This is a genomic window from Sphingopyxis sp. GW821-FHT12F08 (assembly GCF_058806755.1).
The window spans coordinates 300,206-325,996 of the sequence record NZ_JBXAQA010000004.1 but is presented as its reverse complement, the minus strand read 5'-3'; the positions used below and the strand labels follow the sequence as shown (position 1 = coordinate 325,996).

Below are 25,791 nucleotides of genomic sequence, written 5' to 3'. Positions count from 1 at the left end.
CACCGCAACATCCTCTTTCGCGTGGGCTTTTGGCTCGATAGAGCAGATGAAACGCCATTGGGGATCTTACGCACATGCCTTCAGGACTTTTCGCGCTGCTCGACGATGTGGCGACCATCGCCAAGGTGGCGGCGGCGAGCATCGACGATATCGGTGCGGCGGCGTCGAAGGCGGGGGTGAAGGCGGCGGGGGTCGTCGTCGACGACACCGCGGTGACCCCGCGCTATCTGACGGGTTTCACCCCCGACCGCGAGCTGCCGATCATCTGGCGCATCGCCAAGGGGTCGATCTTCAACAAGATCATACTGATCCTGCCGGTGCTGCTGCTGCTGTCGGCGCTGGCGCAATGGGCGATCACCCCGCTGCTGATGGTGGGCGGCGCCTATCTCTGCTTCGAAGGCGCCGAAAAAGTCCTGCATTCGCTGCAGAAGGATACGACCACGCTCGCCGAGGATGCCGCGATCGTCGCCGACAAGGACCATGAAGAGGCGATGGTGAAGGGCGCAATCCGCACCGACTTCATCCTGTCGGCCGAAATCATGGTCATCGCGCTCAACGAAGTGCTGGGCGAGCCGCTCGGCATGCGCGCCGCGACGCTCGCCGTCGTCGCGCTGGCGATCACGGTCGCGGTCTATGGCGTCGTCGGGCTGATCGTGAAGATGGACGACATCGGGCTGCACATGAGCAAGGGCAGGGCGGCCGCGGGCCGCGCGATCGGGCGCGGGCTGGTCGCCTTGATGCCCAAGCTGCTCGCCGCGCTCGCCTTCATCGGCACCGCGGCGATGCTATGGGTCGGCGGGCAAATCTTCCTGCACGGCCTCGATGGCTATCATATCCTCGGGCTGGGCCATGCGCTGCACGACTTCGCGCATGCGGTCGCGGGCGGGCTGCCGGGCGCGAGCGTTTGGGAATGGCTGATCAACGCGGGCGGGGCGGGGATTTTCGGGTTGCTGCTCGGCGGGGTGATCGTCGGGGCGCTGCACCTGCTGCCGGGCAAGAAGGCGGCGCATTAATTTCAACCCCTCCCCTTCAGGGGAGGGGCTTAGGAGATCGACATGCAGGGCGAGAATGATCCGCTGGCGGCCTTCTGGATGCCCTTCACGGCGAATAAGGCGTATAAATCCAACCCGCGCCAGCTCGTGTCGGCGAGCGGCATATATTACCGCAGCGCCGACGGGCGGGATATCCTCGACGGCACCGCGGGGCTGTGGTGCTGCAATGCGGGCCATTGTCGCCCCGAGATCGCCGAGGCGATCGCCGAAACGGCACGCACGCTCGATTTCGCGCCGACCTTCCAGCTCGGCCATCCGCTCGTCTTCGAGCTGGCGAGCCGCGTGGCGGCGCTGATGCCCGGGGGGCTCGACCGGATATTCTTTACCAATAGCGGCAGCGAATCGGTTGATACGGCGCTGAAAATCGCGCTCGCGGTGCAGCGCGCGCGGGGGCAGGGGAGCCGCACCCGGCTGATCGGGCGCGAGCGCGGCTATCATGGCACCGGCTTCGGCGGGATCGGCGTGGGCGGGATCGTCAACAACCGCTGCGCCTTCGGCCCGGGCCTCGCCGGGACCGATCATATCCGCCATACGCACGGGCAACCCGGCAACGCCTTTGCGCGCGGCTTCCCGCCGCACGGCGCCGAGCTCGCCGACGATCTCCAGCGCCTCGTCGACCTGCATGGTGCCGAGACGATCGCCGCGGTGATCGTCGAACCGATGGCGGGCTCGACCGGGGTGCTGATCCCTCCGCAAGGCTATCTGCAGCGGCTGCGCGAGATTTGCGACCGCCACGGCATCCTGCTGATCTTCGACGAGGTGATCACCGCCTTCGGCCGCGTCGGCGCCGCGACCGCGGCCGCGGCGTGGGGCGTGATCCCCGACATCATCACCATGGCCAAGGGGCTGACCAACGCCGCGGTGCCGATGGGCGCGGTCGCGGTGAAGCGCGAGCTGCACGACGCAGTGGTCGACGGCGTGGCGGGCGGGATCGAGCTGTTCCACGGCTATACCTATTCGGGCCACCCGCTCGCGAGCGCGGCGGGGCTCGCGACGCTCGACCTCTATGCGCGCGAGGGCCTGTTCGACCGCGCCGCCGAGCTTGCGGGCTATTGGGAGGATGCCGCGCATGCGCTGAAGGGGCGGCGGCATATCGTCGATATCCGCACCATCGGTCTCGTCGCCGGGATCGAGCTCGAACCGCGCCCCGGCGCCCCCACCGCGCGCGCAACCGAGCTGTTCCACGCGTGCTTCGACGAGGGGCTGCTCGTCCGCGCGACAGGGGATATCATCGCGCTGTCGCCGCCGCTGATCGTCGAGAAGGCCGAGATCGACCGGATGTTCGAGATGCTGGGGGCGCTGGTCGAGGGGATCGGGTGAGGCTTCTTATCTCCCCTCCCTGCAAGGGAGGGGCCGGGGGTGGGTGACCGCCAAAGGCGGTGCTCTGTTCTTCTTGCTCGCTGCGCTCGCTACCCACCCCTAACCCCTCCCTAAGAGGGAGGGGAACATATTAGTCCGCCACCCCTACCGTATCCGCAACCCGCCCTTCCACATCGTCGTCGCACGGCCCTGCACCGGCATGCCGTCGAAGGGAGTGTTGCCCGCCCAGGCCGCCATCTTCTTGGTATCGACCTGCCACGGTGTGCCCTCGTCGACCAGGATCAGGTCGGCCTCGAGCCCCGGCTCGATCCGCCCCGCCGCGACCCCGAGCAGCTTGGCCGGGTTGGCGGCGAGCAGGTCGAAGAGGCGCGCGGGGGTGACATGGCCGTCGCGGACGAGTTGCAGCCCCATCGCGAGCAGGGTCTCGGCGCCCGCCATGCCGGGCAGCGCCTCGGCAAAGGGCAGGCGCTTGTCCTCTGGGCCGCGCGGGTCGTGGCCCGATGCGAGTACGTCGATCGTCCCGTCGGCGACCGCGGTCAGGCAGGCGTGGCGATCGTCCTCGCTGCGCAGCGGCGGCGACAGGCGCGCGAAGGTGCGGAAATCGCCGATCGCGGTGTCCGAGAGGAAAAGATGCGCGGGGGTGATGCCGCAGGTGACGGGCAGGCCCTTCGCCTTGGCGGCGCGGATGAGGTCGAGTCCGCGCGCGGTGGTGACCTGGCGGAAGTGGATCGGCGCGCCGACCTCCTCGACGAGGCAAAGGTCGCGCGCGATCGCCATCGCCTCGGCGATCGCGGGGGCCGAGGCAAGGCCGAGGCGCGTCGCCATCTCGCCGTCGGTCGCGACCGCGCCCGCGGTCAGCCCCTCGTCCTCGGCGTGCGCGATGACGGTGAGCCCGAGCGACGCGGCATAGGCGAGCACGCGGCGCATCACGCCCGCGTCGGCGATGCGGCCGCGGCCGGTCGCGACGGCGCGCGCGCCCGCCTGCTTCATCAGGCCGATTTCGGCGAGTTCCTTGCCTTCGAGGCCTTTCGTGGCGGCGGCGAGGGGATGGACCCACAGGTCGGGCTTGCCGCCTTTGGCGGCGCGCTCGACCAGCCCGGCACCGTCGAGCGGGCCGCTGTCGGGCATCAGCGCGGCGCGCGTGATGCCGCCGAAGTGGAACGCGGGCTTGTCGGTCGCGAAGACCCCGAGGTCGATGATGCCGGGGGCGAGCCACTGGCCCTTGGCGTCGACGGTTTCGGCATTGTCCTGGGTTCCGGCCGGGTTGAGCGCGGCGATGCGCCCTTGGACGACAAGCAGGCTCGCCGTCTCGCCGCCGAGCAGGCGCGCGTTCGCGATCAGGAGCGGGGTCAGTTCCATCCCGCGACTCCCCGCTTGCGGCGCGTCAGGATGTCGAGGCACGCCATGCGCACCGCGACCCCCATCTCGACCTGCTCGGTGATCGTCGAGCGCGCTGGATCGTCGGCAACACTGCTGTCGATCTCCACCCCCCGATTCATCGGGCCGGGGTGCATGACGATCGCCTCGGGCTTGGCCTTTTCGAGGCGCTTGGGGGTGAGGCCATAGAGCGCGTGATATTCGCGCGCGCTAGGCAGATAGGCACCGTCCATGCGTTCATTCTGGAGGCGGAGCATCATCACGACGTCGGCGTCCCTGATGCCTTCATCCATGTCGGTGTAGGTCGCGACGTGCATGCGGTCGATCGCGGGCGGGGTGAGCGTCGGCGGCGCGACGATGCGCACCTCGTTGCCGAGCAAAGTCAGCGCGAGGATGTTCGAGCGCGCGACGCGGCTGTGGAGGACGTCGCCGCAGATGGCAATCGTGAGGCCCTCGACCTTGCCGAGGCGGCGGCGGATGGTGAGCGCGTCGAGCAGCGCCTGCGTCGGATGCTCGTGGCGGCCGTCGCCCGCGTTGAGCACGGGGCAGTCGACCTTGTCGGCGATGAGCTGCACCGCGCCCGACGACGCATGGCGGATCACCATCGCGTCGGCGCGCATCGCGTTCAATGTCATCGCGGTGTCGATCAGCGTCTCGCCCTTCTTCACGCTCGACTGCGCGGCGTGCATGTTGACGACGTCGGCGCCGAGGCGCTTGCCGGCGATTTCGAACGACAGCAGGGTGCGCGTCGAGTTTTCGAAAAAGGCGTTGATGATCGTCAGCCCCGCGAGCCGGTCGTCGTGCTTCGCGGCGCCGCTGCGGTTGAGTTCGACCCATTCTTCGGCGGCGTCGAGGACGTAGCTGATCTCCCATGGGGTCAGCTGGGCGATGCCGATCAGGTGGCGATGGCGAAAGGCATCGCCGCCCGGCGGATAGTCGCTGGCGGGTCGGGTGGTTGCGCTTGTCATTAAAGGGGCCGTCTAGCGCCGGCGCCGGGCAAGCTCAAGTGCCGGCGGCGATATGATTCGGAAATTGGCCGAAAAGCTGGTAAAACGAGGGGTGAGCGGATGGTGAGGGGGGCCTCGATATGTCGCTAGCCACGATCAACCTGTTGTTTGTCCTGAGCTTTGCCGTGCCGGCGCTGTATCTGGCGCTGGCGACGCGAAGGCGGCCGGCGCGCGCCGCCTGGCCCGGCTTGTGGCTCGCGCTCGCCTTTGCGGTGCCGACGATCGCCGGAAGCATCGCCACGATGGCGGAATCGCGGCTGTCGCAGCTCTATCTGCTGATCTACGCCGTCGTGCTCGGGTTGCCGATCGTCGCGCGCCTCGCGATGGCGGCGATGGTCACGCGGCCCGCGATACAGCCCGCCCAACCCGTCGCGGTTCCGCCGCTGGACGCCATCCCGGACCGGGCCGGCGGCGCGGCGCGCGAGGGCGCGCCGAAAGGCGAGAAATGCTGCGAGCCCAAGCTCGTCGGGCAATCGGGAAGCCTCGCCACGCTCGAGAAAAAGGGAAGCAGCGGGACCTCGTGGTGGATCGGCTCGACCTATTATGAGTGGAACCTGGCGGTCCGGGTCGTTTCGGTGACCGATACGGGCGTGATCGTGTCAGCATCGGCGATCGGTTTCTGCATCCCCTGGTTCAGCGTCACGGCGCGGCAGTTCAACGAGTCCAATATCGTCACCGGCTCCGTCTTCTGCCGCGACGTGGGCGGCAAATGCGTCGCGCGCGGCTCGGGCGGCGAATTGCAGCCCGGCGGCGGCGTCTTCCAGATCGCGCTGTCGGTTGACGCGGTGCCCGGCGACCTGCCCGACGAGATCGTGCTTGAGGTCGATGCGACGGCGAGCATCGAGGGTAAACTGTCGATCGAAAAGGTTACGCTGGGCGGGAATGTCGGCGGCACGGTGGGCGGGATCAAGTTGGGCGGCAAGGCGAGCACGACGATCAACGTCGCCAACGAGGCACAGGACAGCGTGGCCTTGAGCGGGTTCTATCATTATCGCTGCGTCCCCTGCGAGCATGAGGTGATGGAGGGTGGCACCGGCGGTACGCATGGCGCGTCGGGAGAAGACGGCGATGGCGAGGATGGCGATTGCGGCAAGGGCGATTGCAGCTTTCACCAGCGGATCAACATCGTCGTCCGCGACGGGCCGGCCAACGGCGCGCTCGATTTTACCTTCGAGACGCACATCGACGATGAACAGGCGGCGCCCGAAACCGTCCGTATCGAACTCGACGGCAATGGAAACGCCAACGACACGGCCGCGGTCGACCGCCTCACCGTTCCCAACGGCTGCGAGGCCGATTTTACGCACAAGCTGAGCTGCAATTTTGCCATTGTCGCCTTCGACGCCGACGGCGACGAGCAGGTGGTCGGGGATAAGGACGATGAATCGGACGCCCAGCTCATTATCGGATGCAACGGGTGCAGCGGTGATGTCTCGATCGAGATGAAGACCGACATAGACGATGTCTCGGTCTATACCTTCATCACGCTCGACGATTTCGAATGCGAGAAGTCCGAATAGGCTAGCGCACCAGCGCGTCGATCGCGCCCTGGAGGATGAAGGCCGCGGCGGCGCTGTCGACGCGTTCGGCGCGTTTTGCCCGGCTCACGTCGGCGGCGATCATCGCGCGCTCGACCGCGGTGGTCGACCAGCGTTCGTCCCACAGCAAGATCGGCAGGGCGAGCGGCAGGAGGTTGCGCGCGAAGGCGCGGGTCGACTGGGTCCGCGGGCTGTCGCTGCCGTCCATGTTGAGGGGCAGGCCGACGACGAGGCCGGCAATGCCGTGCTGCGCGATGAGCGCCTTGAGCGCCTCCAAGTCGACCGAGAATTTCTTGCGGATGACCGTCTTGTCGGGGGTCGCGAAGCTCCAGTTCACATCGCAGAAGGCGACTCCGATCGTCTTGGTGCCGACATCGAGGCCCATCAGGCGGCCGCCGTTGGGAAGCGCGGCGGCGAAATCGGGGGCGGCAGTGGTGATCATGTCGCGCCCTCTCTACCCGTTCGTGTCGAGCGAAGTCGAGACGCGGTGAAGCCTTGCGCGCCCCAAGCGTGTCTCGACTTCGCTCGACACGAACGGAATTGGGGTTGGGTCCTTCAGGTCAGGACTTGGTCTTTTCGGTTGCCGGAGCCGCCTTGGGCGTTGCAGTTGCCGGCAACGGCGGCGCCGCCGGCGGGACCGGCGACGGCTTGCCCTCATAGGCCGCGAGCCGGCGCAGCGCGTCGGCGCGGATGTTGGCCCAGAAGAGGGTGATGTCGAAGACATGATAATTATTGCCGGGCAGCACGTATTCGGGCGCATAGTCCTTGGCGATCTCGGCGCTGCCGATCATCAGCAGGCCGCGCGTGTCGTCGCATTTGGCGCCAATCCGACCCGCAATGAGCACGCCGCCCTTGAACCCCTCGGCAGGCTTCAGCGTGCCCAGGTTGGCGCTGCGCTTCGCGGCGGTGTCGGGGATGCCGGTGAGCGGGTTGGTGCACAGCATGCGCGTGTCGCGGCGCGGGCGGCCGTCGAAACCGATCGTGCCGTCATAGGCGCCGAGCACCATTTCGGGGTCGGCGGGGTCGGCGAAGCTCGCCCAGCCGAGGATGCAGCCCTTTTGTTCGGGCGTTTCGCACGCGGGCAGGCCGAGGGCGGTCATGTCGGTGTCGAGGCTGATCGGCCAGCCGATGACATAGGCGGCGGCGATGCGCTTCGCGAGCGGCGTGCCCGCGATCCTGTTCTTGAGCAGGGTGGTGAGGTGGAGGGCGCCCTGGCTGTGGCCCGCGAGGATGATCGGCTTGTTCTTGGGCTGCGCCGCGAGAAACGCATCGAAGGCCTGCTCGACGTCGCGATAGGCGGCGTCGATCGCCTTGCCCGCGGTGACGCGGTCGGTGGCGAGGAAGGCGCCAAGCGTCGCCTGTCGGTAGCGCGGCACCCACACCTCGCCGGCGTCGCCGAAGGCGCTCGCCATGCCGCGCACGAACAGGTCGGCGCGGTAATTGGCGTCGCGGTCGTCGAGCGGGGCGTTCCAGCTGGCCTTGCTGTAATAGCTGGTCGGGTGGACGAAGAAGATCGCGGCATCGCCCTTCGGGGGCGCCTCGGCAGCCGGTGCAGCTGCGGTGGCGGCGTTGGCGGGCGGGATCAGCTTGTCGGTCGCGGCCTTGGCGCTGTCGGGCGCGACCGGCTTGGCGCCTTCGGCTACGGGGCGCCAGTCGGCGGGGTCGTTCTCCATCCCCGGGCGCGCGATCCACATCTTGGGATCATCATAGGCGTTGGGCGCGATCGCCGCCTGTGGCGTGAATTTGGCGCTGGGGACGAAGGCGACGCGGCCGAACCAGCCCGGATTGAGCTGGTACGCGACGCCGAAGCCGAAGATGATCAGGATGATCGCGGCGATGATGTAGAGGAATTTGCGGGCCAATGGGGGCTCCATGGGGGCGGGGAGAGGTGGGAGGCGGTCTGGTTATTCGCCCCTTTACCCATTTGTGTCGAGCGAAGTCGAGACGCCCGTCGGCCGCGCATGAACGCCGGAGTGTCTCGACTTCGCTCGACACGAGCGGGAAACCGGGCGTTATCTGGCTTGCATGCGCCGCTTTAACAAGCCCAGATGTGGGGCATGACCGACACATCCGCAAGCGCGCCCGCGCCCGATTCGCCCCCTCGCTCGCACCGGCTCGACGAAAGCGACGCGCCCTGGCCGCTGCGGCCGTGGATCATGGCGGCGATCTGCGCGCTCGCGGGGCTCGCCTTTCACCTGACGATCGACTGGCGATACGCGCCGAACCTTGCCCCTGGCCGCAATGCGTTCGCGGCCTTCGTCACCGTGTCGACCCTGGTCTTTGTGCTCGGAGTCGAGCGGCGGCGCTGGCATTGGGCGCTGGGTTTTGCCCTGATCTGGGGCGCGGTGATCGCGCTGATCGTGTGGACCTCGGCGGGGTATAATATCAACGCGTCGCCCTTCGAATGGCCCTTCTGGTCGGGGTTGCTCGCGGTGCTGATCGCGGCGCCTTTGTTCCAGACGCGGCGCGACGTCGCGCCCGACTGGCGCTTCTGGAAACTGTGGCAGATGCCGTACGACCGGCTGCACAGCCATGCGTGGACCGACGCGGTGATCGGCGCCGCGGGGCTGGCCTTCACCGGGCTCAGTTTCCTGCTCGTGCTGCTGATCGGGTCGATGTTCGAGCTGATCGGGATCCGGCTGATCATGGAGATGTTCGAGACCGGCTGGTTCCCGTGGATGCTCGCGGGCGCGGCGTTCGGCGGCGCGGTGGGGCTGCTGCGCGAGCGCGACAAGCTGGTCGCGACTCTCCAGAAACTCGTGATGATCGTGCTCGCGGTGCTGGCGCCGGTGCTGGCGGCCGCGGTGGCGCTGTTCCTGCTGTCGCTGCTCGGCACCGGGCTGACGCCGCTGTGGGATTCGGGCTTTTCGACCGCGGCGCTGATGATGGCCGCGGCGGCGTTCGCGGTGCTGCTCGCCAATGCGGTGATCGGCAACGGGCGCGAGGAGCGTTCGGGCAACCGTTTCCTGCATGGTGCGGCGGCGGTGCTGGTCGCGGCGGTGCTGCCGCTGGCGGTGATCGCCTTTTATTCGATGCATTTGCGCGTGATCCAGTACGGCTGGACCCCTGAGCGACTGTGGGGCGCGGTCGCGGCGATGGTTGCGCTGGCCTATGGCGCGGCGGGGCTGTGGTCGGTGGTGCGCGGGCGGCTCGATTTCGACGATCTGCTGCGGCCATTGCAGCAGAAATTGGCGATCGGGCTGATGCTGCTCGCTTTGCTCCTCGCGCTGCCGGTGATGGATTTCGGCGCGATTTCGACGCGCGACCAGCTCGCGCGGCTGAAGCAGGGGACGCCGCGCGGACAGGTGTTCGACTGGGCGGCGATGGCGTTCGATTTCGGCCCCGCGGGGCGCAAGGCGCTCGCCGACATGGCAAAATCGCCCGACAAGGCGCGCGCCGAGATGGCGAAATGGGCGCTCGCGGCGAAGAGCCGCTGGGATCTGAACGCGCCGGGCGAGGTCGTCGACGCGGCCGAGGTGAGCTATGGCGCGAAGCCGCTCCGCGAAAAGCTGCGCGTGCTGCCGGCGGGGCAAGTGCTGCCGGATGATGCCTATACGGCGATCGACGAGCGCGGGCAGTGCCGGACCTCGCCCTGCGCGGCCTATGTGCTCGGCGCCGACCAGCTGGTGGTGGTGGCGCGCGGCAACAATGTCATCCTGTTCGCGCGCGATCCGAAGACCGCGGCGTGGGAGGAAGATTATCAGGGCTTTTCGGGCGACGGCGTCGCCGGGGACCCCGCGAGCGATGCGGTCGAGAAGGCGGTGATCGAGGTGCGGCCGATCCAGCGGCGGCAGGTCTTCGTCAACGGCAAGCCCGTCGGCGAGGATTTCGAGTGATTATCGCGCGCCTGCCTTGAAGCGGGCGGGGGAGGATGCTAGCGGCCCAGCTTCTCCCGCAAAGGCAAGATGAATGGCAATCGATCAGGCAACGGTAAGGAAAATCGCGTCGCTGGCGCGCATCGCGATCAGCGATGCGGAAGCCGCCGCGATGGAAGGCGAATTGAACGGCATTTTGGGCTGGGTCGAGCAACTCGGCGAGGTCGACGTGACCGGGGTCGAGCCGATGACCGCGGTGATCCCGAACCAGTTGCGGCTGCGCGACGATGTTGTCGATGCCGATCCGCTGACCGGCGGCGGCCGCCGCGACGATGTGCTGGCGAACGCGCCGGCGGCGATGCACGGCTTCTTCGGCGTGCCGAAGGTGATCGAATAATGACCGATCTTACGAATCTGACTGTCGCGCAGATCCGCGACGGGCATCGCGCGGGTGATTTCAGCGCCGTCGAGGTCGCCGAAGCGTTCAACGCCAATGTTGCGGGCGCGAAAGCGCTGAATGCATTCATCGTCGAGACGCCCGAGCATGCGCTCGCGGCCGCGAAGCAGGCCGATGCCGACCGTGCGGCGGGAACGCTGAAGCCCTTGTCGGGCGTGCCGATCGGGATGAAGGACCTGTTCGCGACGAACGGCGTCCAGACGACCGCGGCGAGCCACATCCTCGAAGGCTTTGTGCCGCGCTATGAGTCCACGGTTTCGCAGAAATTGTGGGACGCGGGTTGCGGCATGCTCGGCAAGCTCAACCTCGACCAGTTCGCGATGGGGTCGTCGAATGAGACGAGCTATTTCGGCAATGTCATCAGCCCGTGGAAGCGCAAGGACGGCGGCAATGCCGCGCTCGCGCCGGGTGGATCGTCGGGCGGTAGTTCGACCGCGATCGCGGCGCGGCTGTGCCCTGCGGCGACGGGGACCGACACCGGCGGCTCGATCCGCCAGCCCGCGGCGTTCGTGGGCATCAGCGGGATCAAGCCGACCTATGGCCGCTGCTCGCGCTGGGGCATCGTGGCGTTTGCCAGTTCGCTCGACCAGGCGGGTCCGATGGCACGCGACGTGCGCGACTGCGCGATCATGCTCGAAAATATGGCGGGCTTCGATCCGAAGGACGCGACGAGCCTTGATATGGCAGTGCCCAATTGGGAGGCGGCTTTGTCGAGCGATCTCAAGGGCAAGACGGTCGGTATTCCTAGGGAGTATCGCCTGGAAGGCATCGATCCCGACATCGACGCGATGTGGGATGCGGGGATCGCGATGCTGAAGGATGCAGGGGCCGCGGTCGTCGAGATCAGCCTGCCGCACACCAAATATGCGCTGCCGGCCTATTATATCATCGCGCCCGCCGAAGCCTCGTCGAACCTCGCGCGCTATGACGGTGTGCGCTATGGTTTGCGCGACCTGCCGAACGGGGCGGGCTTGCAGGACATGTATGCCGCGACCCGCGCCGACGGCTTCGGGCCCGAGGTCAAGCGCCGCATCATGATCGGCACCTATGTGTTGTCGGCGGGCTTCTACGATGCATACTACACGCAGGCGCAGAAGGTGCGGACGCTGATCGCGCGCGATTTCGAAGCGGCGTTCGGGATGTGCGACGTGATCCTCGCGCCGACCGCGCCGTCGGCGGCGTTCGGGCTGGGCGAAAAGACGGCCGATCCGCTGGCGATGTATCTGAACGACGTGTTCGCGGTGCCCGCGAGCCTTGCGGGGCTGCCCGCGATGTCAGTCCCCGCGGCGCTGAACCGCGAAGGACTGCCGCTGGGGCTGCAGATCATCGGCAAGGCATTCGACGAGCAGGGCGTGCTGAACGCTGGTCTCGCGATAGAGGAACGCGTCGGGTTCACGGCGCGGGCGGAGAAGTGGTGGTAACCCGCCATATCCTCTTTGCCGCGATAATGGCTGGCGGAGCCTTGCTTTCGCCGGGTTTCGCCTTGGCCAAGGAGGGCAAGGCCTCCGCGATCGACTGTGTCGACCATGCCGACCCGATCAACCGGGCTGCGACCGCCGACATGGTCGCATTGCTGAGCGCAAATGCCGACAAATGGAACCCCGACTACGCCTTCTCGATCGGCGCTACGGGGAGCTTGGGACGCCTGTTCGACAGCGAGGGGCGGGCGGTTCACCCGAAGGAAATGGCGCGCATGATCGCGGGCGCGCCCAGCTTTTCGGGGAAAAAGCGCAAACGCGTGGAGCTTGGCGTTAGCGACAGCGCGTCGGGCGATCCATCCTATGCCAAGGCGCTTGGCGACGCGCTGGATGTCCGTGTCGAGGGATGCAGCGGCGACGCCTATTTCCTGAGCGGCGGTGCGATGATGTGCGGCAACCAGCCGGTTTATCCCGAGGCGGCGGGGCACGACGTCGGGCGGTCGGCGCCGTCAGGTTTCGCGCTGGGCAGCAGCCTCATGATGATGTTCTGTGCGCGGCCGGGCCAGTCGATCAATCCGGCGAGCGCTCTGTCGGTGGCGGTTGCATACGGCTTGTACCGCGACGAAATCGAGCGGCTCGAAGCGACGGCGACCGGTGATGGCGCTGCGGCTTTTCGCCTGTATCAATATCATTGGATTGCGCGCCGCGACCGGGGCACCGCGATGCGATGGCTGACCAAGGCGGCCGATCTGGGGCATGATGTGGCGCGGTATAACCTCGCCTATGAATATCTGGAATCGGGCGATGCCGCGAAGGTAGCGAGCGCCGGGAAAATCATGGAGGAGCTGGTTGCAAAGCGCTTTGCCGGCTCCGATTTGCGAGCATATTATGGTGGATGAAAACGTGACGGAATCGACATATCGCATCAAGGGCGAAACCGGCGAGTGGGAGGTCGTGATCGGCCTCGAGGTCCATGCGCAGGTCACTTCCAACGCCAAGCTGTTTTCGGGCGCCGCGACGGCGTTCGGGGCGGAGCCGAACACGCAGGTGTCGCTGGTCGACGCCGCGATGCCCGGCATGCTGCCGGTGCCGAACCGCGAGTGTATCCGCCAGGCGGTGCGCACCGGCATGGCGATCGAGGCGCAGATCAACAAATGGTCGCGGTTCGACCGCAAGAATTATTTCTATGCCGACCTGCCGCAGGGCTATCAGATTTCTCAGCTTTATCATCCACTTGTCGGCGAAGGTTCGCTGACGATCGCAGCCGATGAAAAGGCCGGAATCCCCGGCGATAAGGTGATCGGGATTGAGCGTATCCATGTCGAGCAGGACGCCGGCAAGCTGATGCACGACCAGCATCCGACGATGTCGTACGTCGACCTCAACCGCTCGGGCGTCGCGCTGATGGAGATCGTCTCGCGCCCCGACATGCGCTCGCCCGCCGAGGCCGGCGCCTATGTGCGCAAGCTGCGTTCGATCCTGCGCTATGTCGGATCGTGCGACGGCAATATGGAAGAGGGCTCGATGCGCGCCGACGTCAATGTCAGCGTGCGCAAGCCCGGCGACGAATTCGGGACGCGCACCGAGACGAAGAACGTCAACTCGGTGCGCTTCGTGATGGCGGTGATCGAGGGCGAGGCGAAGCGCCAGGTCGCGCTGATCGAAAGCGGCGGCACGGTGGTGCAGGAAACGCGGCTCTACGATCCGGACCGCAACGAGACGCGCTCGATGCGATCGAAGGAAGATGCGCATGATTACCGCTATTTCCCCGATCCCGATTTGCTGCCGCTCGAACTCGACGATGACTTCCTGGCCGAGTGCCGCGAGTCCCTGCCCGAACTGCCCGACGCCAAGCGCGCGCGCTATCTGGCCGAGGGGATTTCGGCCTACAACGCCGACGTGCTGACCGCCGAAGTCGAGGCAGCGCGCTGGTTCGATGCCTTGCTCGAAGCGGGCGCCAAGCCCGTTGCCGCCGCCAACTGGGTGACGAGCGAGCTGTTCGGCGCGCTCAACCGTCTGGGCCGCGACATTTCGGACTCGCCGGTCAGCCCGGCGCAGGCCGCCGAATTGCTCGGCCTTGTCGCCGACGGCACCATTTCGGGCACGATCGCCAAGGCGGTGTTCGAGAAGATGCTCGAGACGGGCGACGGCGCCGCGGCGATCGTCGATCGCGACGGGCTCAAGCAGACGAGCGACACCGGCGCGATCGAGGCCGAGATCGCCAAGATCCTGACCGCCAATGCCGACAAGGTCGAGCAGTATAAAGGCGGCAAGGAAGCGCTGTTCGGCTTCTTCGTCGGGCAGACGATGAAGGCGATGCAGGGCAAGGCGAACCCGCAGGTGGTGAACGAGCTGCTGAAGAAGGCGCTCGGCTAAGGATGCGCGCGGTTCTTCGCGCGCTCCTGACCCTGTGGCTGCTGGTCGCCGGCGCTACGCTGGCGCGCGCCGAAACGATCGTCTTTACCGACGTCAATATCGTGCCGATGGACAGCGAGCGCGTGATCCCGCGCACGACGGTGATCGTTACCGATGGCGTGATCGCCAGCATCGGGATCAAAGCCAAGCTTCCCGCGGGAACCAAGGTGATCGACGGCAAGGGCGCGTGGCTGGTGCCCGGGCTCGCCGACATGCACAATCATGTGAGCGATCGCGACGACCTCGCGCTGCTGCTCGCCAACGGCGTCACGACGATGCTCAACATGGGCGAGGTGACCAACGCCTTTGCCGGGCGGACGCGGATCGCGGTGAACAAGGGCGAGGTGGCGGGGCCATATATCTTCACCGCCTTCGTCGTCGATGGCGACCCGCAATATGGGCATTTCGTCGTGCGCACCCCCGACGAGGCGCGCGCCATCGTGCGGCTGGCGAAGGCGAACGGCTACAGCTTCATCAAGGTCTATACCAACCTCTCGGCGGAGGCCTTTGCGGCGCTGGCGGAGGAGGGCAAGGTGCAGGGGATCGGCATCGTCGGGCACAATGTCGCGGCGGTGGGCCTCGCGAAACAGCTGGCGGCGGGGCAGGCGATGGTCGCGCATGTCGAGGAATTCTTCACCGGTCATTTCCCCGAGCCGCCCGAGGGCGACCAGCAGGCGCCGCCCGACGACGCACGGATCGCCGACGCGATCGCGCTGGTGAAGGCACATGGCGCGTTCGTCACCTCGGACCTCTTCACCTATCGCACCATCGCGGCGCAATTCGGCAGGCCGGAGGCGGTGCAGGCCTATCTTGCGGCGCCCGAGGCGCGCTATCTTTCGCCCGGCGACCGGATCGACTGGGCGCGCTCGGGCTATCAGAAAAAGGCGGTCGACCTGTCGCGGCGCGTGGCGTTCGAGGCGCGCTTCGTCAAGGCGATGGCCGATGCGGGGGTGTCGCTGATCACCGGGGGCGATGCGCCGTCGATCCCGGGGCTGGTGCCGGGCTGGGCGCTGCACGGCGAGATCGACGCGATGCTGGGCGCGGGGCTGACGCCGTGGCAGGCGCTGTCGGCAGCGACGCGCACGCCGGGCGAGTTCATCGCGAAGACCGTGCCGGGCCCGGCGAAATTCGGCGTGGTCGCGCCGGGCTATCGCGCTGACCTGCTGCTCGTCGCCGACAATCCGCTCAAGAAGCCCGTGACGTTGCGCGCGCCGCTCGGCGTGATGGCGAACGAACGCTGGCACGATGCGGCGGCGCTGCGGGCGATGCTTGCCGAGGTGGCGGCGCGGCGCGTGGTGCCCTGAACGCTCCGGCCGGGCTTTCGCCTTGCCGAATCCCGCCGCGCATTGCATGTCGCTGTAAATGGGGCCTTAGCGGACAGCGGGCCTCTGCGAATATTCGGGGGAATATCCGCCGCGGGGGCGGCGGAAAAAATGGGGGAATCGATGATCAAATTGGGAATGATCGGCCTGATCGCGGGCGGAGCGCTGAGCTGGTGGGGCGGCCAAGGCCTTTACGAGAGCATCAACGCGGGTAAACGCGTCGACATCACCGTCGCGCAGTTGATGTCGCAGAAGCCGGGCGTCGGCTGGTACAGGATCACCGACGCGCGCTGGTTCCTGATCGACGGCGGGGTGATCACCAGCGGCGAGGCGGGCTCGGCGGGCGCCGATATCTACAGTCCCGTGCGCACGGCCACGCCCGGTCCGGGCAAGATCCAGGTGTTGGTGCACCGCGAGGATCCTGCGGAGGCGGGGCTGCTGATGGGGCTGCTGCAGGAACCTGACCCGGCCAAGGCCGAGGCGACGATCAAGGGCAACCCGCTCTATACCAAGGAGCGGCCGGTCGAGGGCATGATCGAGTTCGGGATCAATTCGGACAGTGCTGACACAGATGCGGTCAAAAAGTCCTTCGGTCCCGAACTGGCCGACGATTATGTCGTGATCTCCGATGGCGCCAAGCCGGCGGGATATCTGCTCCCGCTCGCGGGGCTGCTCGCCGGGCTCGCGGTGCTCGGTTACACGCTCTTCGGCTTCATCCGGCGCGACCCGCCGCAGCCCGACTATCAATAGGGCGCGATTTCTGACACATCGACGACGGGGCGCGGGGGATGTTCAGGTCCCTGCCCCGATTTGATCCGGGGGACGGGGATGCCGAAGATTTACCTGTCGGTCGCCATCGTGGCGGCCTCATTCTGCATAGCGACGACGGGGACGCACGCACAGGCGATCAAGGCGCCGGTTCCGATGCGCGCGTTCAGCGCCGGGGAGGTGGCTGCGGTCGACATGCCCGACACGGCGTTCGAGGCGACGCCCGCCGACGTCGAAACCTATGACAAATATTTCTATTTCCACCGCGAGGGCACCGATTTCGATACGGCGTACAACGACATCAGCGAATGCGACGCAGTGTCGAGCGGGATCAATTTTTACGCCGGCGGCGATTCCTTCATGTCGAGCTATTATGCCACCCAATATGGGCTGGCGGGGGCCGCGGGCGGCGTGATCGGCTCGGCGATCGCCGACGCGATCTTCGGCTCGGCCGAACGGCGGCGCGTGCGGAGGATCAACATGCGCAATTGCATGGGATTCAAGGGCTACGATCGCTACGGTGTGGAAAAGGAGCGCTGGCAGGCCTTCCACTTCGAGGAGGGTTTCGGCCGCGTGAAGGACGAAAAGCGCGACACCTATCTGATGAAGCAGGCGCGGGTGGCCTCCGGCCCGAAGCCCAAGGGGGAGGTGCTGCCGCGATGATCCGGATGCTGATGGGCGCGCTCGCGCTGGTCGCCGTCGCCATTCCCGCCGCGGTGCGGGCCGAGGCGATCGAGGAGAAGAACCTGCTGTCTGGCAAGGCCAAGATCGAAGCCGACAGCGGCTATATCTATGTCAGCGGCTCGATCCGCCAGATGGGCATGCTGCTGCGCCTGCCCGACGCCGCGACGATCGGCGAATATGAGCAGGAATGGGCGACCGAACTCGCCAAGGTGCAGAAGAAATATCCGGGCAAACTGAAGAGCTGGGAAACCAGCAAGGAATATGCCGAGACGCAGGGGCGCCGCATTCCCGACAAGCCGATCGAGCCCACGCCCGAGAATTTCGCGATCGGGGCGATCGAACTGCGCGATCCGGTCAGCTTCGGCCCGCAATTCGTTTTTGCCAAGGGCAAGGATCCCGAGGCGTACAGCTATTTGATGAAGGTGAAGCCCGGCCGCTACGCTTATTATGGCCCGATCTTCTGGGGGCCGAACGGGGCGCTTGCGGGCATGTGCTATTGCATGGGGACCGTCGCCTTCGACGTGAAGCCCGGGACGATCACCGACACGGGCAATTTCCTGCTCGTCGGCTCGGGCACCGACCCCGATTTCCCGGCGCGGCCCGAGAAGATGGAGGGCTCCGAGGCGGGGCTCTATCGCCCGGTGGCGGGGAGCGAGCAATGGGGCGCGCTGGCCCATGGCCTGCCCGAGACGCTCAAATCCTACCCCAACGAACAGGCCGATTTCCGCGCGCACGGCAAGCTCGACAATTTTTACGGCATCACCGTCGGGCGCATGCCGCCGGTTGCGGGCGTGCTTGCCTATGACCGGGACAAGGTGGTCGATCTGAAGGCGGCCGCTGCGGCGCCGGTGGTGGCCGAGGAAGCGCCGGCGGCGGAACCCGCGGCCGAGGTCGCGGCGGCGGCCGAGTGACGATCGGGCGCGCGAGCCCTCAGGGCTTGGCGCGCCACACGCTGCGGCCCTCTTTGACGGTTTCGAGGATCTTGATCGCCTTGATGCCGTCGACGGGCGTCGTCAGCGGATTTTTGTCGAGGATGACGAAGTCGGCGAGCAGGCCGGGCTTGATCCGGCCCTTGCGGTCCTCCTCGAAGATTTGCCACGCGGGGCCGGTGGTGAGCGCCTGCAGCGCCGCATAGGCATCGAGGCGTTCGGCGGGGCCGCTGATCACGCCGGTGGGCGAGACGCGCGCCATCGAGGTCCAGAGCATCAAGCGCGTGTCGAGCGGGGTGACGCTGAAATCGCTGTGGTTCGACGGCGTCAGGCCGGCGGCGCGCGCCGAGCGCAGCGGGCTGATGAAATCGACGACCTCCTTGGGGAAGTTGGTGCGATGGACGTCGGCCCAATACCAGGCGTGGTTCGAGAAATAGGCGGGGCCGACGCCGATGCGCTTGTAGGCGGGCAGCTGGTCGGGGCGCTGGAACTGCGAGTGGATGACGATCGGGCGGTGGTTGTCGGCCGCCTTGATGCCCAGCGCGTCGAAACCCCGGATCGCCATGTCGATCGCGGCGTCGCCATTGGCGTGGACGAACAACTGCCAGCCGCGGCTATGGACCTTCTTCGCCTGCGCGATGAAATCCTGCTCGGAAAGGACGGGCTGGCCGTGCCACGGGTGCGTGCCCTCGGGGCTGCCTCGTTTGTAGTCGCGGGTGAAATAGCCGGTGCGCGCCTGCACCGAACCGTCGAGGACGAATTTGATACCCTGGAGCTTTACATGATCCCGATAGACGCCGAATTCGAGGCCGGGCTGCGCGAGCAGCGCGTCGAGCCCGGTCGAGAAGGGCAGCAGCGCGAGGTCAATCTTCAGCCGCGCACGCGCCGCGTTGCCCGTCAGAAAGGCGATGTCGTGCGGTAGCGTCGCGCCGTCCTGCGCATGGGTATAGCCCTCGGCGAAATAGGCGGCCTGCGCGGCACCCAGCGCGGCGAGCTTCTGCTCCGGCGTCGCCTGCGGCATCTTGGCGAGCATCAGGAACATCGCCTTTTCGAGCAGCACGCCATTGAGCTTGCCCGCCTCGTCGCGTGGCATGATCCCGCCGGCCGGAACCGGCGTGGCTTCGTCGATGCCCGCGGCCGCGAGCGCGGCGCTGTTCGCGACCGCACCGTGGAGCGAGACGTGGAGCACGAGGATCGGCCGGTCCGCCGCGACCGCATCGAGCTCGGCGCGCGAGACGTGGCGCTTCTCGGCTAGCGCCTCATTGTCATATTGCCACACGATCACCCACTGGCCGGGCGGAATGGCTTTCGCAGCGATATAAGTACGGATCGCCGCTTGCAGCGCGGCGACGTCGGCCGGCGGCGTGGGCGCGGCGCGCAGGTCGAGCCCGCCCGCCATCTGCGTCGCCACGGTGAAATGCGAATGCGCGTCGATGAAGCCGGGGAGCATTGTGGCGCCGGCGAGGTCGCGGACGACGGCGTCCTTGCCCGCTAGCTTGCGCGCTTCCTTTTCGGTCCCAGCGAAGGAGATGCGCTCTCCCTCGGTGACGACGGCCTCGACCGTCTGCGCGGTGCTGCCGTCCATCGTGACGATCGGGCCGCCGCGATAGAGCGTGGTTTCCTGAGCGACAGCAGGTGTGGCGAGCGCGAGCATCAGCGCGGCGAAAGCGGTCGGTCGTTTCATCTGTCTCTCCCCGGCGGCCATCGTGGCGGGCGGGGAGGGGACTGGTCAAGTGCTTAGCTCGCTAAGCTCTTCCGGTTTTAAGGGTTGCGCTAGCTTTGCTGCGGCGGCACCTCGCTCGGGCCGCGGCCGGGCTCGTCGATATCGCCGCCGCCGGGCGCGCCGGGGACTTCGAGCGGCTGGCCGGCGGGGTCTTCGAGCGGGGTCGGCTGCACCGGCTGTTCGGGCGGCGCGACGGGGTCGATCACGTCGGGTTTGGGTTTGGGCAGCGGGTCCGCCGCATGGACATGCAGGCTGGAATTGAAGGTCATCCTTTTTCTCCTTGCCCGATCAACGAGCGGGGCAGGGGTGCGTTCCGCAAGTCGGCGCGGATCGCGCACTTTCGGGGCGTTCCGGGCCTTGCCCTTGGCCGCGCGTCTGCTATAGCCCCGCGCGGCCCGCACGGGCGTGCGCGGCTTTGCGCGCGTTTTCGTGCACCCGGCCGAAGCTTCCCAAGCGGGCGTGGCGGAATTGGTAGACGCGCTGGTTTTAGGTACCAGTATCGCAAGATGTGGGGGTTCGAGTCCCTTCGCCCGCACCAGTTTCGTGAAACGCCCAAGGCCGGAAAACCAAGAGATTTTGAGCAAGGATAAGACCAAGGCAATGAAGACCGTCGAAACGCTGAACGAAGGCCTGAAGCGCGAATATCGCGTCACCATCACCGCCAAGGATATCGATGCCCGCGTCGATGACGAGGTGAAGAGCATCGCGCCGACCGTGCGCATGCCCGGCTTTCGCCCCGGCAAGGTGCCGCCGAACCTGATCCGCAAGATGCACGGCGCCGCATTGTCGGCCGACGCGCTGAACAAGGCGATCGAGGCGGGCGTCCGCGACCTGATCGCCAAGGAAAAGCTGCGCCCCGCGCTGCAGCCCGCCGTCACGCTCGGCGACGATTATGAAGCCGGCAAGGATGCCGAAGTCACGGTTGCATTGGAAGTGCTGCCCGACATCGAGACGCCGTCGATCGAAGGCCTCAAGCTCGAGCGTCTGACCGTTCCCGCCGATGAAGCCGCGGTCATGGCCAAGATCGAGGAATTCGCCGCGCAGATGAAGCGCTTCGAGGAAGCGCCGAAGACCAGGAAGGCCGCGCAGGGCGACCAGGTCATCATCGACTTCGCCGGCAGCGTCGACGGCGTCGCCTTCGACGGCGGCACCGGCGAGGACATGGCGGTCGAAATCGGTTCGGGCCAACTGATCCCCGGTTTCGAAGACCAGCTCGTCGGCGTCAAGGTCGGCGACGAGAAGGTGCTGAAGGTCACCTTCCCCGAAGATTATCCGGTCGAGAACCTCAAGAGCCAGCCCGCCGAATTCGCCGTGACGGTGAAGGAAGTGAAGGTCCCGGCCGAGGCGGCGATCGACGACGAATTCGCCAAATCGCTGGGTCTTGAGAGCCTCGACAAGCTCAAGGAGATCATGAAGGACCAGGTCGAGCAGGAACTGAACGGCCTGACCCGCACCCACATGAAGCGCAAGCTGCTCGACCAGCTTGCCGCTGCGCATGACTTCGACGTGCCGCCGACGATGGTCGAGGCCGAGTTCGGCCAGATCTGGCAGCAGCTCGAGCATGAGGCGAGCCATGAGGAAGACGTCGAGGCGGCGAAGGCCGAGCTCGAAAAGGACCGCGACGAATATCGCGCGATCGCGGTGCGCCGCGTCCGCCTGGGCCTGCTCCTCTCGGAAATCGGCCAGGCGCACGGCGTCCAGGTTTCGCAGCAGGAAATGGCGCGCCTCGTCCAGCAGGCGGCGCAGCAATATCGCCCCGAAGACCGCCAGCGCTTCGTGGAATATGTGCAGCAGGACGCGCTCGCCGCGGCCCAGCTCCGCGCCCCGCTCTATGAGGACAAGGTCGTCGACTTCCTGTTCGACAAGGCCGAGGTCAGCGACCGCGAGACCACTCGCGAGGAACTGGAAGCCGCGATCGAGGCCGACGACGACGGCGGCCATGTCCACGGCCCCGGCTGCGGCCACGACCATGACCACGACCACGACCACAAGCCCGCCAAAAAGGCCGCCGCGAAGAAGCCGGCCGCCAAGAAGGACGCGGTGAAGGAAGAAAAGGCCGAGGCACCTGCCGAGAAGGCCCCGGCGAAGAAGGCCGCGGCTCCGAAGGCCGAGGCCGAGGAAAAGCCGGCGGCCGCGAAGAAGGCTCCGGCCAAGAAGGCTACCGCCAAGAAATAAGCTTCGCGCTTAGCGAATGACGAAAGGCCGGGTGGAGGATGCTCCGCCCGGCCTTTTTCTTTTGGGGCTGGGCAGATGCGCGGAGCGGATGTTGTCGGCTTTGGGGTGGGGAGCGGACGTTCCTAATCCTCCCTGCGGCGAAGCCGTGGGGAGGGGGACCGCCCGCAGGGCGGTGGAGGGGGCGATGCCTAAAGCTCCGGTCTAAGGCTGCCACCCCTCCACCATGCTTCGCATGGTCCCCCTCCCCATCGCTTCGCGACAGGGAGGATTATTAGGTCCGCTACCGCCCGAAAGCGGGCATCTGCCGAAACGTCTCGGCCTATAATTCCCGCGTCCAATATTGCAGCTGGTGCGGTTCTTCCCCGTCGCCGCCCACCGTCTTCCAGTCGAACCACGCCGTCACGCCCGCGAGCGGCGCATAGCCGCGCCCGCGCCAGAACGCGTCGAGCGGGCGGTATCCCTCGGGGCGGGCGGGATGATCCTCGGCGCGGATGACGCTGCAGAAGGCAGCATGCGAAGCCCCGTGCGCGCGTGCCTGCGCTTCGCGGTGGTCGAAGAAGGCGTGGCCGATGCCCTGGCCGCGATATTCGGGCAGCAGCACCGATTCGCCGAAATAGAAGCAACGCGCGATGTCGAAACCGGCGGCGGCGAGCGGCGCCTGCCAGGCCTCGTCCTGCGTGACGAGCGGAGCGGCGGTGGCAGCACCGACGATCGTCTCGTCGTCGCGCGCGACGACGATCACCGCGCCCCCGGCGGCGGCGAAATCGGCGAGATAATCGGCCTCATAGGCGGCGTCGCCGTCGTAGAGATAGGGGAAGGCGCGGAACACCGTAATGCGCAATGCAGCGAGCGCGGGAATGACCTCGGTCCGCCCCGCGCCGGTCACCGGCGCGACGGTGACGCTCATGCGCCGACCTGTTTCAGCCAGTCGGTTAGGTTGTAATAGGTGGTGATGCGGTCGATCAGCCCGGCGTCGTCGACCGACAGGAAAGCGCCGGCAGGGAGGACATAGGTCTGGCCGCCGGCTTCGGGCAGACCGTCGTCGGTCGCGAGATAAGTGCCATTGACGGTGAATTCGGCGGCGGCGCGGTCGCCCTCCGCAAAGATGACCATGTCGGTGAGCCGTTCGCGGTAGCAGCGCGTCATATGCGCGTTGAATTCGGCGAACAGCGCCTTGCCGTGGCGCGGTTCGCCCTGGTTGACGTCGTGGCGCACATCCTCGGCGACGAGCGCAAGCATCGCGTCGGTGTCGCCCGCGTTGAAGGCGGCGTAATAGGCGGTGACGATGTCGCGGGTTGTCATGCGTATGGCTCCGAATCTTGTCCTACGCGGCGATTAGATCACCGCCATATTATAGCAATGCCAGCTGAAGATTGCCGCGGCGCCGCGGTGGGGGCGCCAGGCTTCGGCGAGTTCGCGGATCGCTTTCTCGCTGGGACGCGCGTCGAGCTGCATGATACGCCCGACCGCTTCCTGTACGGCGAGGTCGCCCGCGGGCCAGACGTCGGGACGGCCTTCCGCGAACAGCAGGTAGATTTCGGCCGACCAGCGCCCGATGCCCTTGACCTTGGTCAGCAGCGCGATCGCCTCCTCGTCGTCGGCGGGGAGCGCGTCGAAGGCGAGGTCGCCATCGATCACCAATTGCGCGAGGCTCTTGGCATAGCCCTGTTTCTGCGCCGACAGGCCGCAAGCCCTTAACGCGTCATATTCGGCCGCGGCCATCACCTCGGCGGGGCAGCCCGCGCCGAATCCGGCCTCGAGCTTGTTCCAGATCGAGGTTGCGGCGGCGACGCTGACCTGCTGGCCGACGATGGTGCGCAGCAGGGTGGTATAGCCGGGCTCGCGGATGCGCGGTTCGGGGTAGCCGACATGGCCGAGCGCGCGCGCGAAGCCCGGCTCGATTCCCGCGAGCGCGTCGATCCCGGCGTTCAATTGCTGCTGGCTCAGACCCATCTCGATATTCCCCTTTTGTTCACATCGCTGACTAGCAGCGCTTGATTTGCGGTGCAACGCGGGACATAGGCCAAGCCGAATCAAAACCTATGGGGACGAGCATGGCCAAGCTGATTGTCGTGACGCGCGACGGAACCGAGCATGAGATCGAAGGCGACACGAGCCTGACCGTGATGGAAAATATCCGCGACGCGGGTTTCGACGAACTGCTCGCGCTGTGCGGCGGCTGCTGCAGCTGCGCGACGTGCCACGTCCATGTCGAGGCCGGCGCGACCGACCAGCTGCCCGCGATGAGCGAAGACGAGAACGACCTGCTCGATTCGACCACCGACCGCGACGACAATTCGCGCCTGTCGTGCCAGCTGCCGTTCAGCGAGGCGCTCGACGGGCTGAAGGTGCGCATCGCCGCGGAAGACTGAGCGCGCCTCCTGCGGGACCGGCCTTATTGGTTTGCCGTCGCCACCGCGTAGAGCGCGATCGCCGCGGCGTTGGAAATGTTCAGGCTTTCCATGCGCGGCGAGATCGGCAGTTTCGCCAGCACGTCGCAATGTTCCATGACATTGTGGCGCATGCCGTCGCCTTCGGAGCCCAGCACCAGCGCGACCTTGTTGCCGTCGAGCACCGAGCCGAGCACCGTGTCGGTGTCGCCCATCAGCCCGATGCGCCAATATTGCGCCTCGGCGATTTCCTCGAGCGCGCGCGACAGATTGACGACGCGCACCCACGGCACGGTTTCGAGCGCGCCCGACGCCGAACGTGCGATGACGCCGCTTTCGGGCGGGCTGTGGCGGTCCTGCGTGAGGATCGCGGCGGCATCGAAGGCGGCCGCAGAGCGCAGCACCGCGCCGATATTATGCGGGTCGGTGACTTGGTCGAGCACGATGATCGGGCGCCGGCTGTCGGCGTCGACCTCTTCCTGCAGCAGGTCGCCGAGATAGATGCTCTCGAGCGGGTCGACCTCGATCACCAGCCCCTGGTGCGGCGCGTCGCGCGCGACGAGGCGCGCGAGGTCGGTCACGTCGGCATAGTTGATCGGAACCACCGGCGGCAGGTCGAGCTGGCCGAGCGCGTCGCGGGTGCCCCAGATACGCTTGACGCTGCGTTCGGGATTGGCGAGCGCGGCGAGCACGGCGTGGCGGCCCCAGAAACGGATGGGCTGGCCCTTGGACGACTGGCCGGCGGGGCGGCGATGGCGCGAAAATTGTCTCATAACGCCGCGCCTTTCCCACGAGCGGCATTGACAGGCAAGCCCGCTTTCGCCAATGGACCGCTTCCCGACGCGGACCCCATGGACAGGTGGCCGAGTGGTTAAAGGCAGCAGACTGTAAATCTGCCCGGTTTTCCGTACGCTGGTTCGAATCCAGCCCTGTCCACCAGGGGTTCTCCCGACCAATCCAGAGCATCGATGGAAAAGCCGGGCCTTTGCGCGGCCTTGGATGATTTGAGTTCGCCGACGAGACGTTCGCGGAGGCCGGTCCTGATCCACCCGGCGATGCGATGCCGAAATCGGCAAAATCATATGCGATTACTATGCCGCCGTGGTTTTCGCTCTCTCGAATTCAAACGCAGGCCTCTCCTATTTGAGGCTCCGCAGACGACTCGTGCCACGCCCCGTGGCCAGCGTCCTGCCGGAGCAAACCCATGCAGGATCTCATCTGGGTCGGCCTCATCCTTTTCCTCGTCGCCGCGGGCCTTGGCTACGCGCGGCTGTGCGACGACGCATAAGGAGCGATGGCATGACTCTCGACCTCTGGCTCGCGGGCCTCACCGCGCTCGGCCTTCTCTTCTATCTCGTCGCCGTGCTCGCACGGCCCGAACGCTTCTAAAGGAGGCGCGCC

The 25,791-nt window shown here is 66.8% G+C and carries 25 protein-coding genes and 2 tRNA genes; 17 read left to right on the top strand and 10 right to left on the bottom strand.

All coding sequences use genetic code 11. The features are described from left to right. Nucleotides 1-74 precede the first annotated feature (74 nt). Both AC1RNQ_RS13495 and aptA read left to right on the top strand, forming a co-directional pair. Nucleotides 75-1,013, top strand: a complete 939-nt coding sequence (locus tag AC1RNQ_RS13495; protein WP_493171679.1) for a DUF808 domain-containing protein — start codon at nt 75-77, stop codon at nt 1,011-1,013. 42 nt (nt 1,014-1,055) lie between these two features. After that, the gene (gene aptA / locus AC1RNQ_RS13490) at nt 1,056-2,372 is read left to right on the top strand and encodes an omega-aminotransferase AptA (protein ID WP_493171678.1); all 1,317 of its coding nucleotides are present in this window, start codon (nt 1,056-1,058) and stop codon (nt 2,370-2,372) included. Between the two features lie 144 nt (nt 2,373-2,516). Here the strand turns inward: aptA and AC1RNQ_RS13485 are convergent, their stop codons facing one another. Beyond that, nucleotides 2,517-3,731: a dihydroorotase gene (locus AC1RNQ_RS13485; RefSeq protein WP_493171676.1), complete on the bottom strand. Its 1,215-nt coding sequence runs from the start codon at nt 3,729-3,731 to the stop codon at nt 2,517-2,519. Beyond that, nucleotides 3,722-4,717, bottom strand: a complete 996-nt coding sequence (locus AC1RNQ_RS13480; protein ID WP_493171674.1) for an aspartate carbamoyltransferase catalytic subunit — start codon at nt 4,715-4,717, stop codon at nt 3,722-3,724. Before AC1RNQ_RS13480 ends, AC1RNQ_RS13485 begins: the two co-directional genes overlap by 10 nt. Nucleotides 4,718-4,836: 119 nt before the next feature. Here AC1RNQ_RS13480 and AC1RNQ_RS13475 point away from each other — a divergent pair, with 119 nt between their 5' ends. Next, nucleotides 4,837-6,276: a hypothetical protein gene (locus AC1RNQ_RS13475; protein ID WP_493171673.1), complete on the top strand. Its 1,440-nt coding sequence runs from the start codon at nt 4,837-4,839 to the stop codon at nt 6,274-6,276. 1 nt (nt 6,277) lies between these two features. On the opposite strand, the gene ruvX is transcribed toward AC1RNQ_RS13475, so the two are convergent. Both ruvX and AC1RNQ_RS13465 read right to left on the bottom strand, forming a co-directional pair. Further along, entirely contained in the window at nt 6,278-6,736 is a 459-nt protein-coding gene (ruvX, locus tag AC1RNQ_RS13470; protein ID WP_493171672.1) for a Holliday junction resolvase RuvX, read from the bottom strand. Nucleotides 6,737-6,854: 118 nt separating this feature from the next. After that, nucleotides 6,855-8,156, bottom strand: a complete 1,302-nt coding sequence (locus AC1RNQ_RS13465; protein WP_493171671.1) for a DUF3089 domain-containing protein — start codon at nt 8,154-8,156, stop codon at nt 6,855-6,857. 195 nt (nt 8,157-8,351) lie between these two features. On the opposite strand from AC1RNQ_RS13465, the gene AC1RNQ_RS13460 reads away from it, so the two are divergent. From AC1RNQ_RS13460 to AC1RNQ_RS13420, 9 genes are all read left to right on the top strand, one after another. Then, nucleotides 8,352-10,130, top strand: a complete 1,779-nt coding sequence (locus AC1RNQ_RS13460; RefSeq protein ID WP_493171669.1) for a DUF4153 domain-containing protein — start codon at nt 8,352-8,354, stop codon at nt 10,128-10,130. A gap of 73 nt (nt 10,131-10,203) precedes the next feature. After that, on the top strand, nt 10,204-10,506 hold the full coding sequence (gene gatC, locus AC1RNQ_RS13455; protein ID WP_493171668.1) for an Asp-tRNA(Asn)/Glu-tRNA(Gln) amidotransferase subunit GatC: 303 nt from the start codon (nt 10,204-10,206) through the stop codon (nt 10,504-10,506). After that, nucleotides 10,506-11,987 (top strand): Asp-tRNA(Asn)/Glu-tRNA(Gln) amidotransferase subunit GatA, encoded by a 1,482-nt coding sequence (gatA, locus tag AC1RNQ_RS13450; RefSeq protein WP_493171667.1) that lies wholly within the window; start codon nt 10,506-10,508, stop codon nt 11,985-11,987. The genes gatC and gatA overlap by 1 nt, the downstream gene beginning before the upstream one ends. 26 nt (nt 11,988-12,013) lie before the next feature. Then, nucleotides 12,014-12,883, top strand: a complete 870-nt coding sequence (locus AC1RNQ_RS13445) for a DUF8616 domain-containing protein (RefSeq protein WP_493171665.1) — start codon at nt 12,014-12,016, stop codon at nt 12,881-12,883. A 4-nt stretch (nt 12,884-12,887) separates the two neighbouring features. After that, nucleotides 12,888-14,360 (top strand): Asp-tRNA(Asn)/Glu-tRNA(Gln) amidotransferase subunit GatB, encoded by a 1,473-nt coding sequence (gatB, locus tag AC1RNQ_RS13440; protein ID WP_493171663.1) that lies wholly within the window; start codon nt 12,888-12,890, stop codon nt 14,358-14,360. A 2-nt stretch (nt 14,361-14,362) separates the two neighbouring features. Beyond that, nucleotides 14,363-15,703 carry an amidohydrolase family protein gene (locus tag AC1RNQ_RS13435; RefSeq protein ID WP_493171661.1) on the top strand — a complete coding sequence of 447 codons (1,341 nt, stop codon included), beginning with the start codon at nt 14,363-14,365 and terminating at the stop codon, nt 15,701-15,703. Between the two features lie 141 nt (nt 15,704-15,844). Further along, nucleotides 15,845-16,471: a hypothetical protein gene (locus tag AC1RNQ_RS13430; protein WP_493171660.1), complete on the top strand. Its 627-nt coding sequence runs from the start codon at nt 15,845-15,847 to the stop codon at nt 16,469-16,471. A gap of 78 nt (nt 16,472-16,549) precedes the next feature. Then, nucleotides 16,550-17,152 (top strand): hypothetical protein, encoded by a 603-nt coding sequence (locus tag AC1RNQ_RS13425; RefSeq protein WP_493171658.1) that lies wholly within the window; start codon nt 16,550-16,552, stop codon nt 17,150-17,152. Further along, nucleotides 17,149-18,084: a hypothetical protein gene (locus AC1RNQ_RS13420; RefSeq protein ID WP_493171656.1), complete on the top strand. Its 936-nt coding sequence runs from the start codon at nt 17,149-17,151 to the stop codon at nt 18,082-18,084. Before AC1RNQ_RS13425 ends, AC1RNQ_RS13420 begins: the two co-directional genes overlap by 4 nt. A gap of 19 nt (nt 18,085-18,103) precedes the next feature. Here AC1RNQ_RS13420 and AC1RNQ_RS13415 read toward each other — a convergent pair whose 3' ends face one another. Further along, a complete protein-coding gene (locus tag AC1RNQ_RS13415) occupies nt 18,104-19,786 on the bottom strand; it encodes an amidohydrolase (RefSeq protein WP_493171654.1) in 1,683 nt (560 codons plus the stop codon). An 89-nt stretch (nt 19,787-19,875) separates the two neighbouring features. Next, nucleotides 19,876-20,094 (bottom strand): hypothetical protein, encoded by a 219-nt coding sequence (locus tag AC1RNQ_RS13410; RefSeq protein WP_493171652.1) that lies wholly within the window; start codon nt 20,092-20,094, stop codon nt 19,876-19,878. A gap of 184 nt (nt 20,095-20,278) precedes the next feature. Between AC1RNQ_RS13410 and AC1RNQ_RS13405 the strand changes: the two genes are divergently transcribed. Together AC1RNQ_RS13405 and tig are read left to right on the top strand one after the other, a co-directional pair. Then, a tRNA-Leu gene (locus AC1RNQ_RS13405) sits at nt 20,279-20,363 on the top strand. A 62-nt stretch (nt 20,364-20,425) separates the two neighbouring features. Next, nucleotides 20,426-22,000 (top strand): trigger factor, encoded by a 1,575-nt coding sequence (tig, locus tag AC1RNQ_RS13400; RefSeq protein ID WP_493171649.1) that lies wholly within the window; start codon nt 20,426-20,428, stop codon nt 21,998-22,000. Between the two features lie 319 nt (nt 22,001-22,319). On the opposite strand, the gene AC1RNQ_RS13395 is transcribed toward tig, so the two are convergent. Genes AC1RNQ_RS13395 through AC1RNQ_RS13385 form a run of 3 tightly spaced genes read right to left on the bottom strand, consistent with a single transcriptional unit; the run spans nt 22,320 to nt 23,953 of the window. Continuing rightward, complete coding sequence (locus AC1RNQ_RS13395) at nt 22,320-22,907, bottom strand: GNAT family N-acetyltransferase (RefSeq protein ID WP_493171646.1); 588 nt, start codon at nt 22,905-22,907, stop codon at nt 22,320-22,322. Beyond that, on the bottom strand, nt 22,904-23,302 hold the full coding sequence (locus tag AC1RNQ_RS13390) for a ketosteroid isomerase-related protein (RefSeq protein ID WP_493171644.1): 399 nt from the start codon (nt 23,300-23,302) through the stop codon (nt 22,904-22,906). Before AC1RNQ_RS13390 ends, AC1RNQ_RS13395 begins: the two co-directional genes overlap by 4 nt. 33 nt (nt 23,303-23,335) lie before the next feature. Further along, complete coding sequence (locus AC1RNQ_RS13385; RefSeq protein WP_493171643.1) at nt 23,336-23,953, bottom strand: DNA-3-methyladenine glycosylase family protein; 618 nt, start codon at nt 23,951-23,953, stop codon at nt 23,336-23,338. A gap of 101 nt (nt 23,954-24,054) precedes the next feature. Between AC1RNQ_RS13385 and AC1RNQ_RS13380 the strand changes: the two genes are divergently transcribed. After that, the gene (locus AC1RNQ_RS13380) at nt 24,055-24,372 is read left to right on the top strand and encodes a 2Fe-2S iron-sulfur cluster-binding protein (protein WP_336447379.1); all 318 of its coding nucleotides are present in this window, start codon (nt 24,055-24,057) and stop codon (nt 24,370-24,372) included. A gap of 23 nt (nt 24,373-24,395) precedes the next feature. On the opposite strand, the gene AC1RNQ_RS13375 is transcribed toward AC1RNQ_RS13380, so the two are convergent. After that, nucleotides 24,396-25,163: a TrmH family RNA methyltransferase gene (locus tag AC1RNQ_RS13375; protein WP_493171641.1), complete on the bottom strand. Its 768-nt coding sequence runs from the start codon at nt 25,161-25,163 to the stop codon at nt 24,396-24,398. Between the two features lie 80 nt (nt 25,164-25,243). Here AC1RNQ_RS13375 and AC1RNQ_RS13370 point away from each other — a divergent pair. Together AC1RNQ_RS13370 and AC1RNQ_RS13365 are read left to right on the top strand one after the other, a co-directional pair. Then, a tRNA-Tyr gene (locus tag AC1RNQ_RS13370) sits at nt 25,244-25,329 on the top strand. Nucleotides 25,330-25,689: 360 nt separating this feature from the next. Next, a complete protein-coding gene (locus AC1RNQ_RS13365; RefSeq protein ID WP_054588683.1) occupies nt 25,690-25,779 on the top strand; it encodes a potassium-transporting ATPase subunit F in 90 nt (29 codons plus the stop codon). Nucleotides 25,780-25,791 lie beyond the last annotated feature (12 nt).

Excerpts from the sequence above, each read along its gene's own strand:
- AC1RNQ_RS13425 (WP_493171658.1), top strand. The coding sequence starts at position 16,550 with ATGCCGAAGATTTACCTGTCGGTCGCCATCGTGGCGGCCTCATTCTGC.
- AC1RNQ_RS13435 (WP_493171661.1), top strand. The coding sequence starts at position 14,363 with ATGCGCGCGGTTCTTCGCGCGCTCCTGACCCTGTGGCTGCTGGTCGCC.
- AC1RNQ_RS13420 (WP_493171656.1), top strand. The coding sequence starts at position 17,149 with ATGATCCGGATGCTGATGGGCGCGCTCGCGCTGGTCGCCGTCGCCATT.
- AC1RNQ_RS13485 (WP_493171676.1), bottom strand. The coding sequence starts at position 3,731 with ATGGAACTGACCCCGCTCCTGATCGCGAACGCGCGCCTGCTCGGCGGC.
- AC1RNQ_RS13495 (WP_493171679.1), top strand. The coding sequence starts at position 75 with ATGCCTTCAGGACTTTTCGCGCTGCTCGACGATGTGGCGACCATCGCC.
- AC1RNQ_RS13410 (WP_493171652.1), bottom strand. The coding sequence starts at position 20,094 with ATGACCTTCAATTCCAGCCTGCATGTCCATGCGGCGGACCCGCTGCCC.
- AC1RNQ_RS13375 (WP_493171641.1), bottom strand. The coding sequence starts at position 25,163 with ATGAGACAATTTTCGCGCCATCGCCGCCCCGCCGGCCAGTCGTCCAAG.
- AC1RNQ_RS13480 (WP_493171674.1), bottom strand. The coding sequence starts at position 4,717 with ATGACAAGCGCAACCACCCGACCCGCCAGCGACTATCCGCCGGGCGGC.
- AC1RNQ_RS13415 (WP_493171654.1), bottom strand. The coding sequence starts at position 19,786 with ATGAAACGACCGACCGCTTTCGCCGCGCTGATGCTCGCGCTCGCCACA.
- AC1RNQ_RS13445 (WP_493171665.1), top strand. The coding sequence starts at position 12,014 with ATGGCTGGCGGAGCCTTGCTTTCGCCGGGTTTCGCCTTGGCCAAGGAG.
- gatC (WP_493171668.1), top strand. The coding sequence starts at position 10,204 with ATGGCAATCGATCAGGCAACGGTAAGGAAAATCGCGTCGCTGGCGCGC.
- aptA (WP_493171678.1), top strand. The coding sequence starts at position 1,056 with ATGCAGGGCGAGAATGATCCGCTGGCGGCCTTCTGGATGCCCTTCACG.
- AC1RNQ_RS13475 (WP_493171673.1), top strand. The coding sequence starts at position 4,837 with ATGTCGCTAGCCACGATCAACCTGTTGTTTGTCCTGAGCTTTGCCGTG.
- AC1RNQ_RS13430 (WP_493171660.1), top strand. The coding sequence starts at position 15,845 with ATGATCAAATTGGGAATGATCGGCCTGATCGCGGGCGGAGCGCTGAGC.
- AC1RNQ_RS13460 (WP_493171669.1), top strand. The coding sequence starts at position 8,352 with ATGACCGACACATCCGCAAGCGCGCCCGCGCCCGATTCGCCCCCTCGC.
- AC1RNQ_RS13380 (WP_336447379.1), top strand. The coding sequence starts at position 24,055 with ATGGCCAAGCTGATTGTCGTGACGCGCGACGGAACCGAGCATGAGATC.
- AC1RNQ_RS13365 (WP_054588683.1), top strand. The coding sequence starts at position 25,690 with ATGACTCTCGACCTCTGGCTCGCGGGCCTCACCGCGCTCGGCCTTCTC.
- AC1RNQ_RS13395 (WP_493171646.1), bottom strand. The coding sequence starts at position 22,907 with ATGAGCGTCACCGTCGCGCCGGTGACCGGCGCGGGGCGGACCGAGGTC.
- gatA (WP_493171667.1), top strand. The coding sequence starts at position 10,506 with ATGACCGATCTTACGAATCTGACTGTCGCGCAGATCCGCGACGGGCAT.
- tig (WP_493171649.1), top strand. The coding sequence starts at position 20,426 with ATGAAGACCGTCGAAACGCTGAACGAAGGCCTGAAGCGCGAATATCGC.
- ruvX (WP_493171672.1), bottom strand. The coding sequence starts at position 6,736 with ATGATCACCACTGCCGCCCCCGATTTCGCCGCCGCGCTTCCCAACGGC.
- AC1RNQ_RS13385 (WP_493171643.1), bottom strand. The coding sequence starts at position 23,953 with ATGGGTCTGAGCCAGCAGCAATTGAACGCCGGGATCGACGCGCTCGCG.
- AC1RNQ_RS13390 (WP_493171644.1), bottom strand. The coding sequence starts at position 23,302 with ATGACAACCCGCGACATCGTCACCGCCTATTACGCCGCCTTCAACGCG.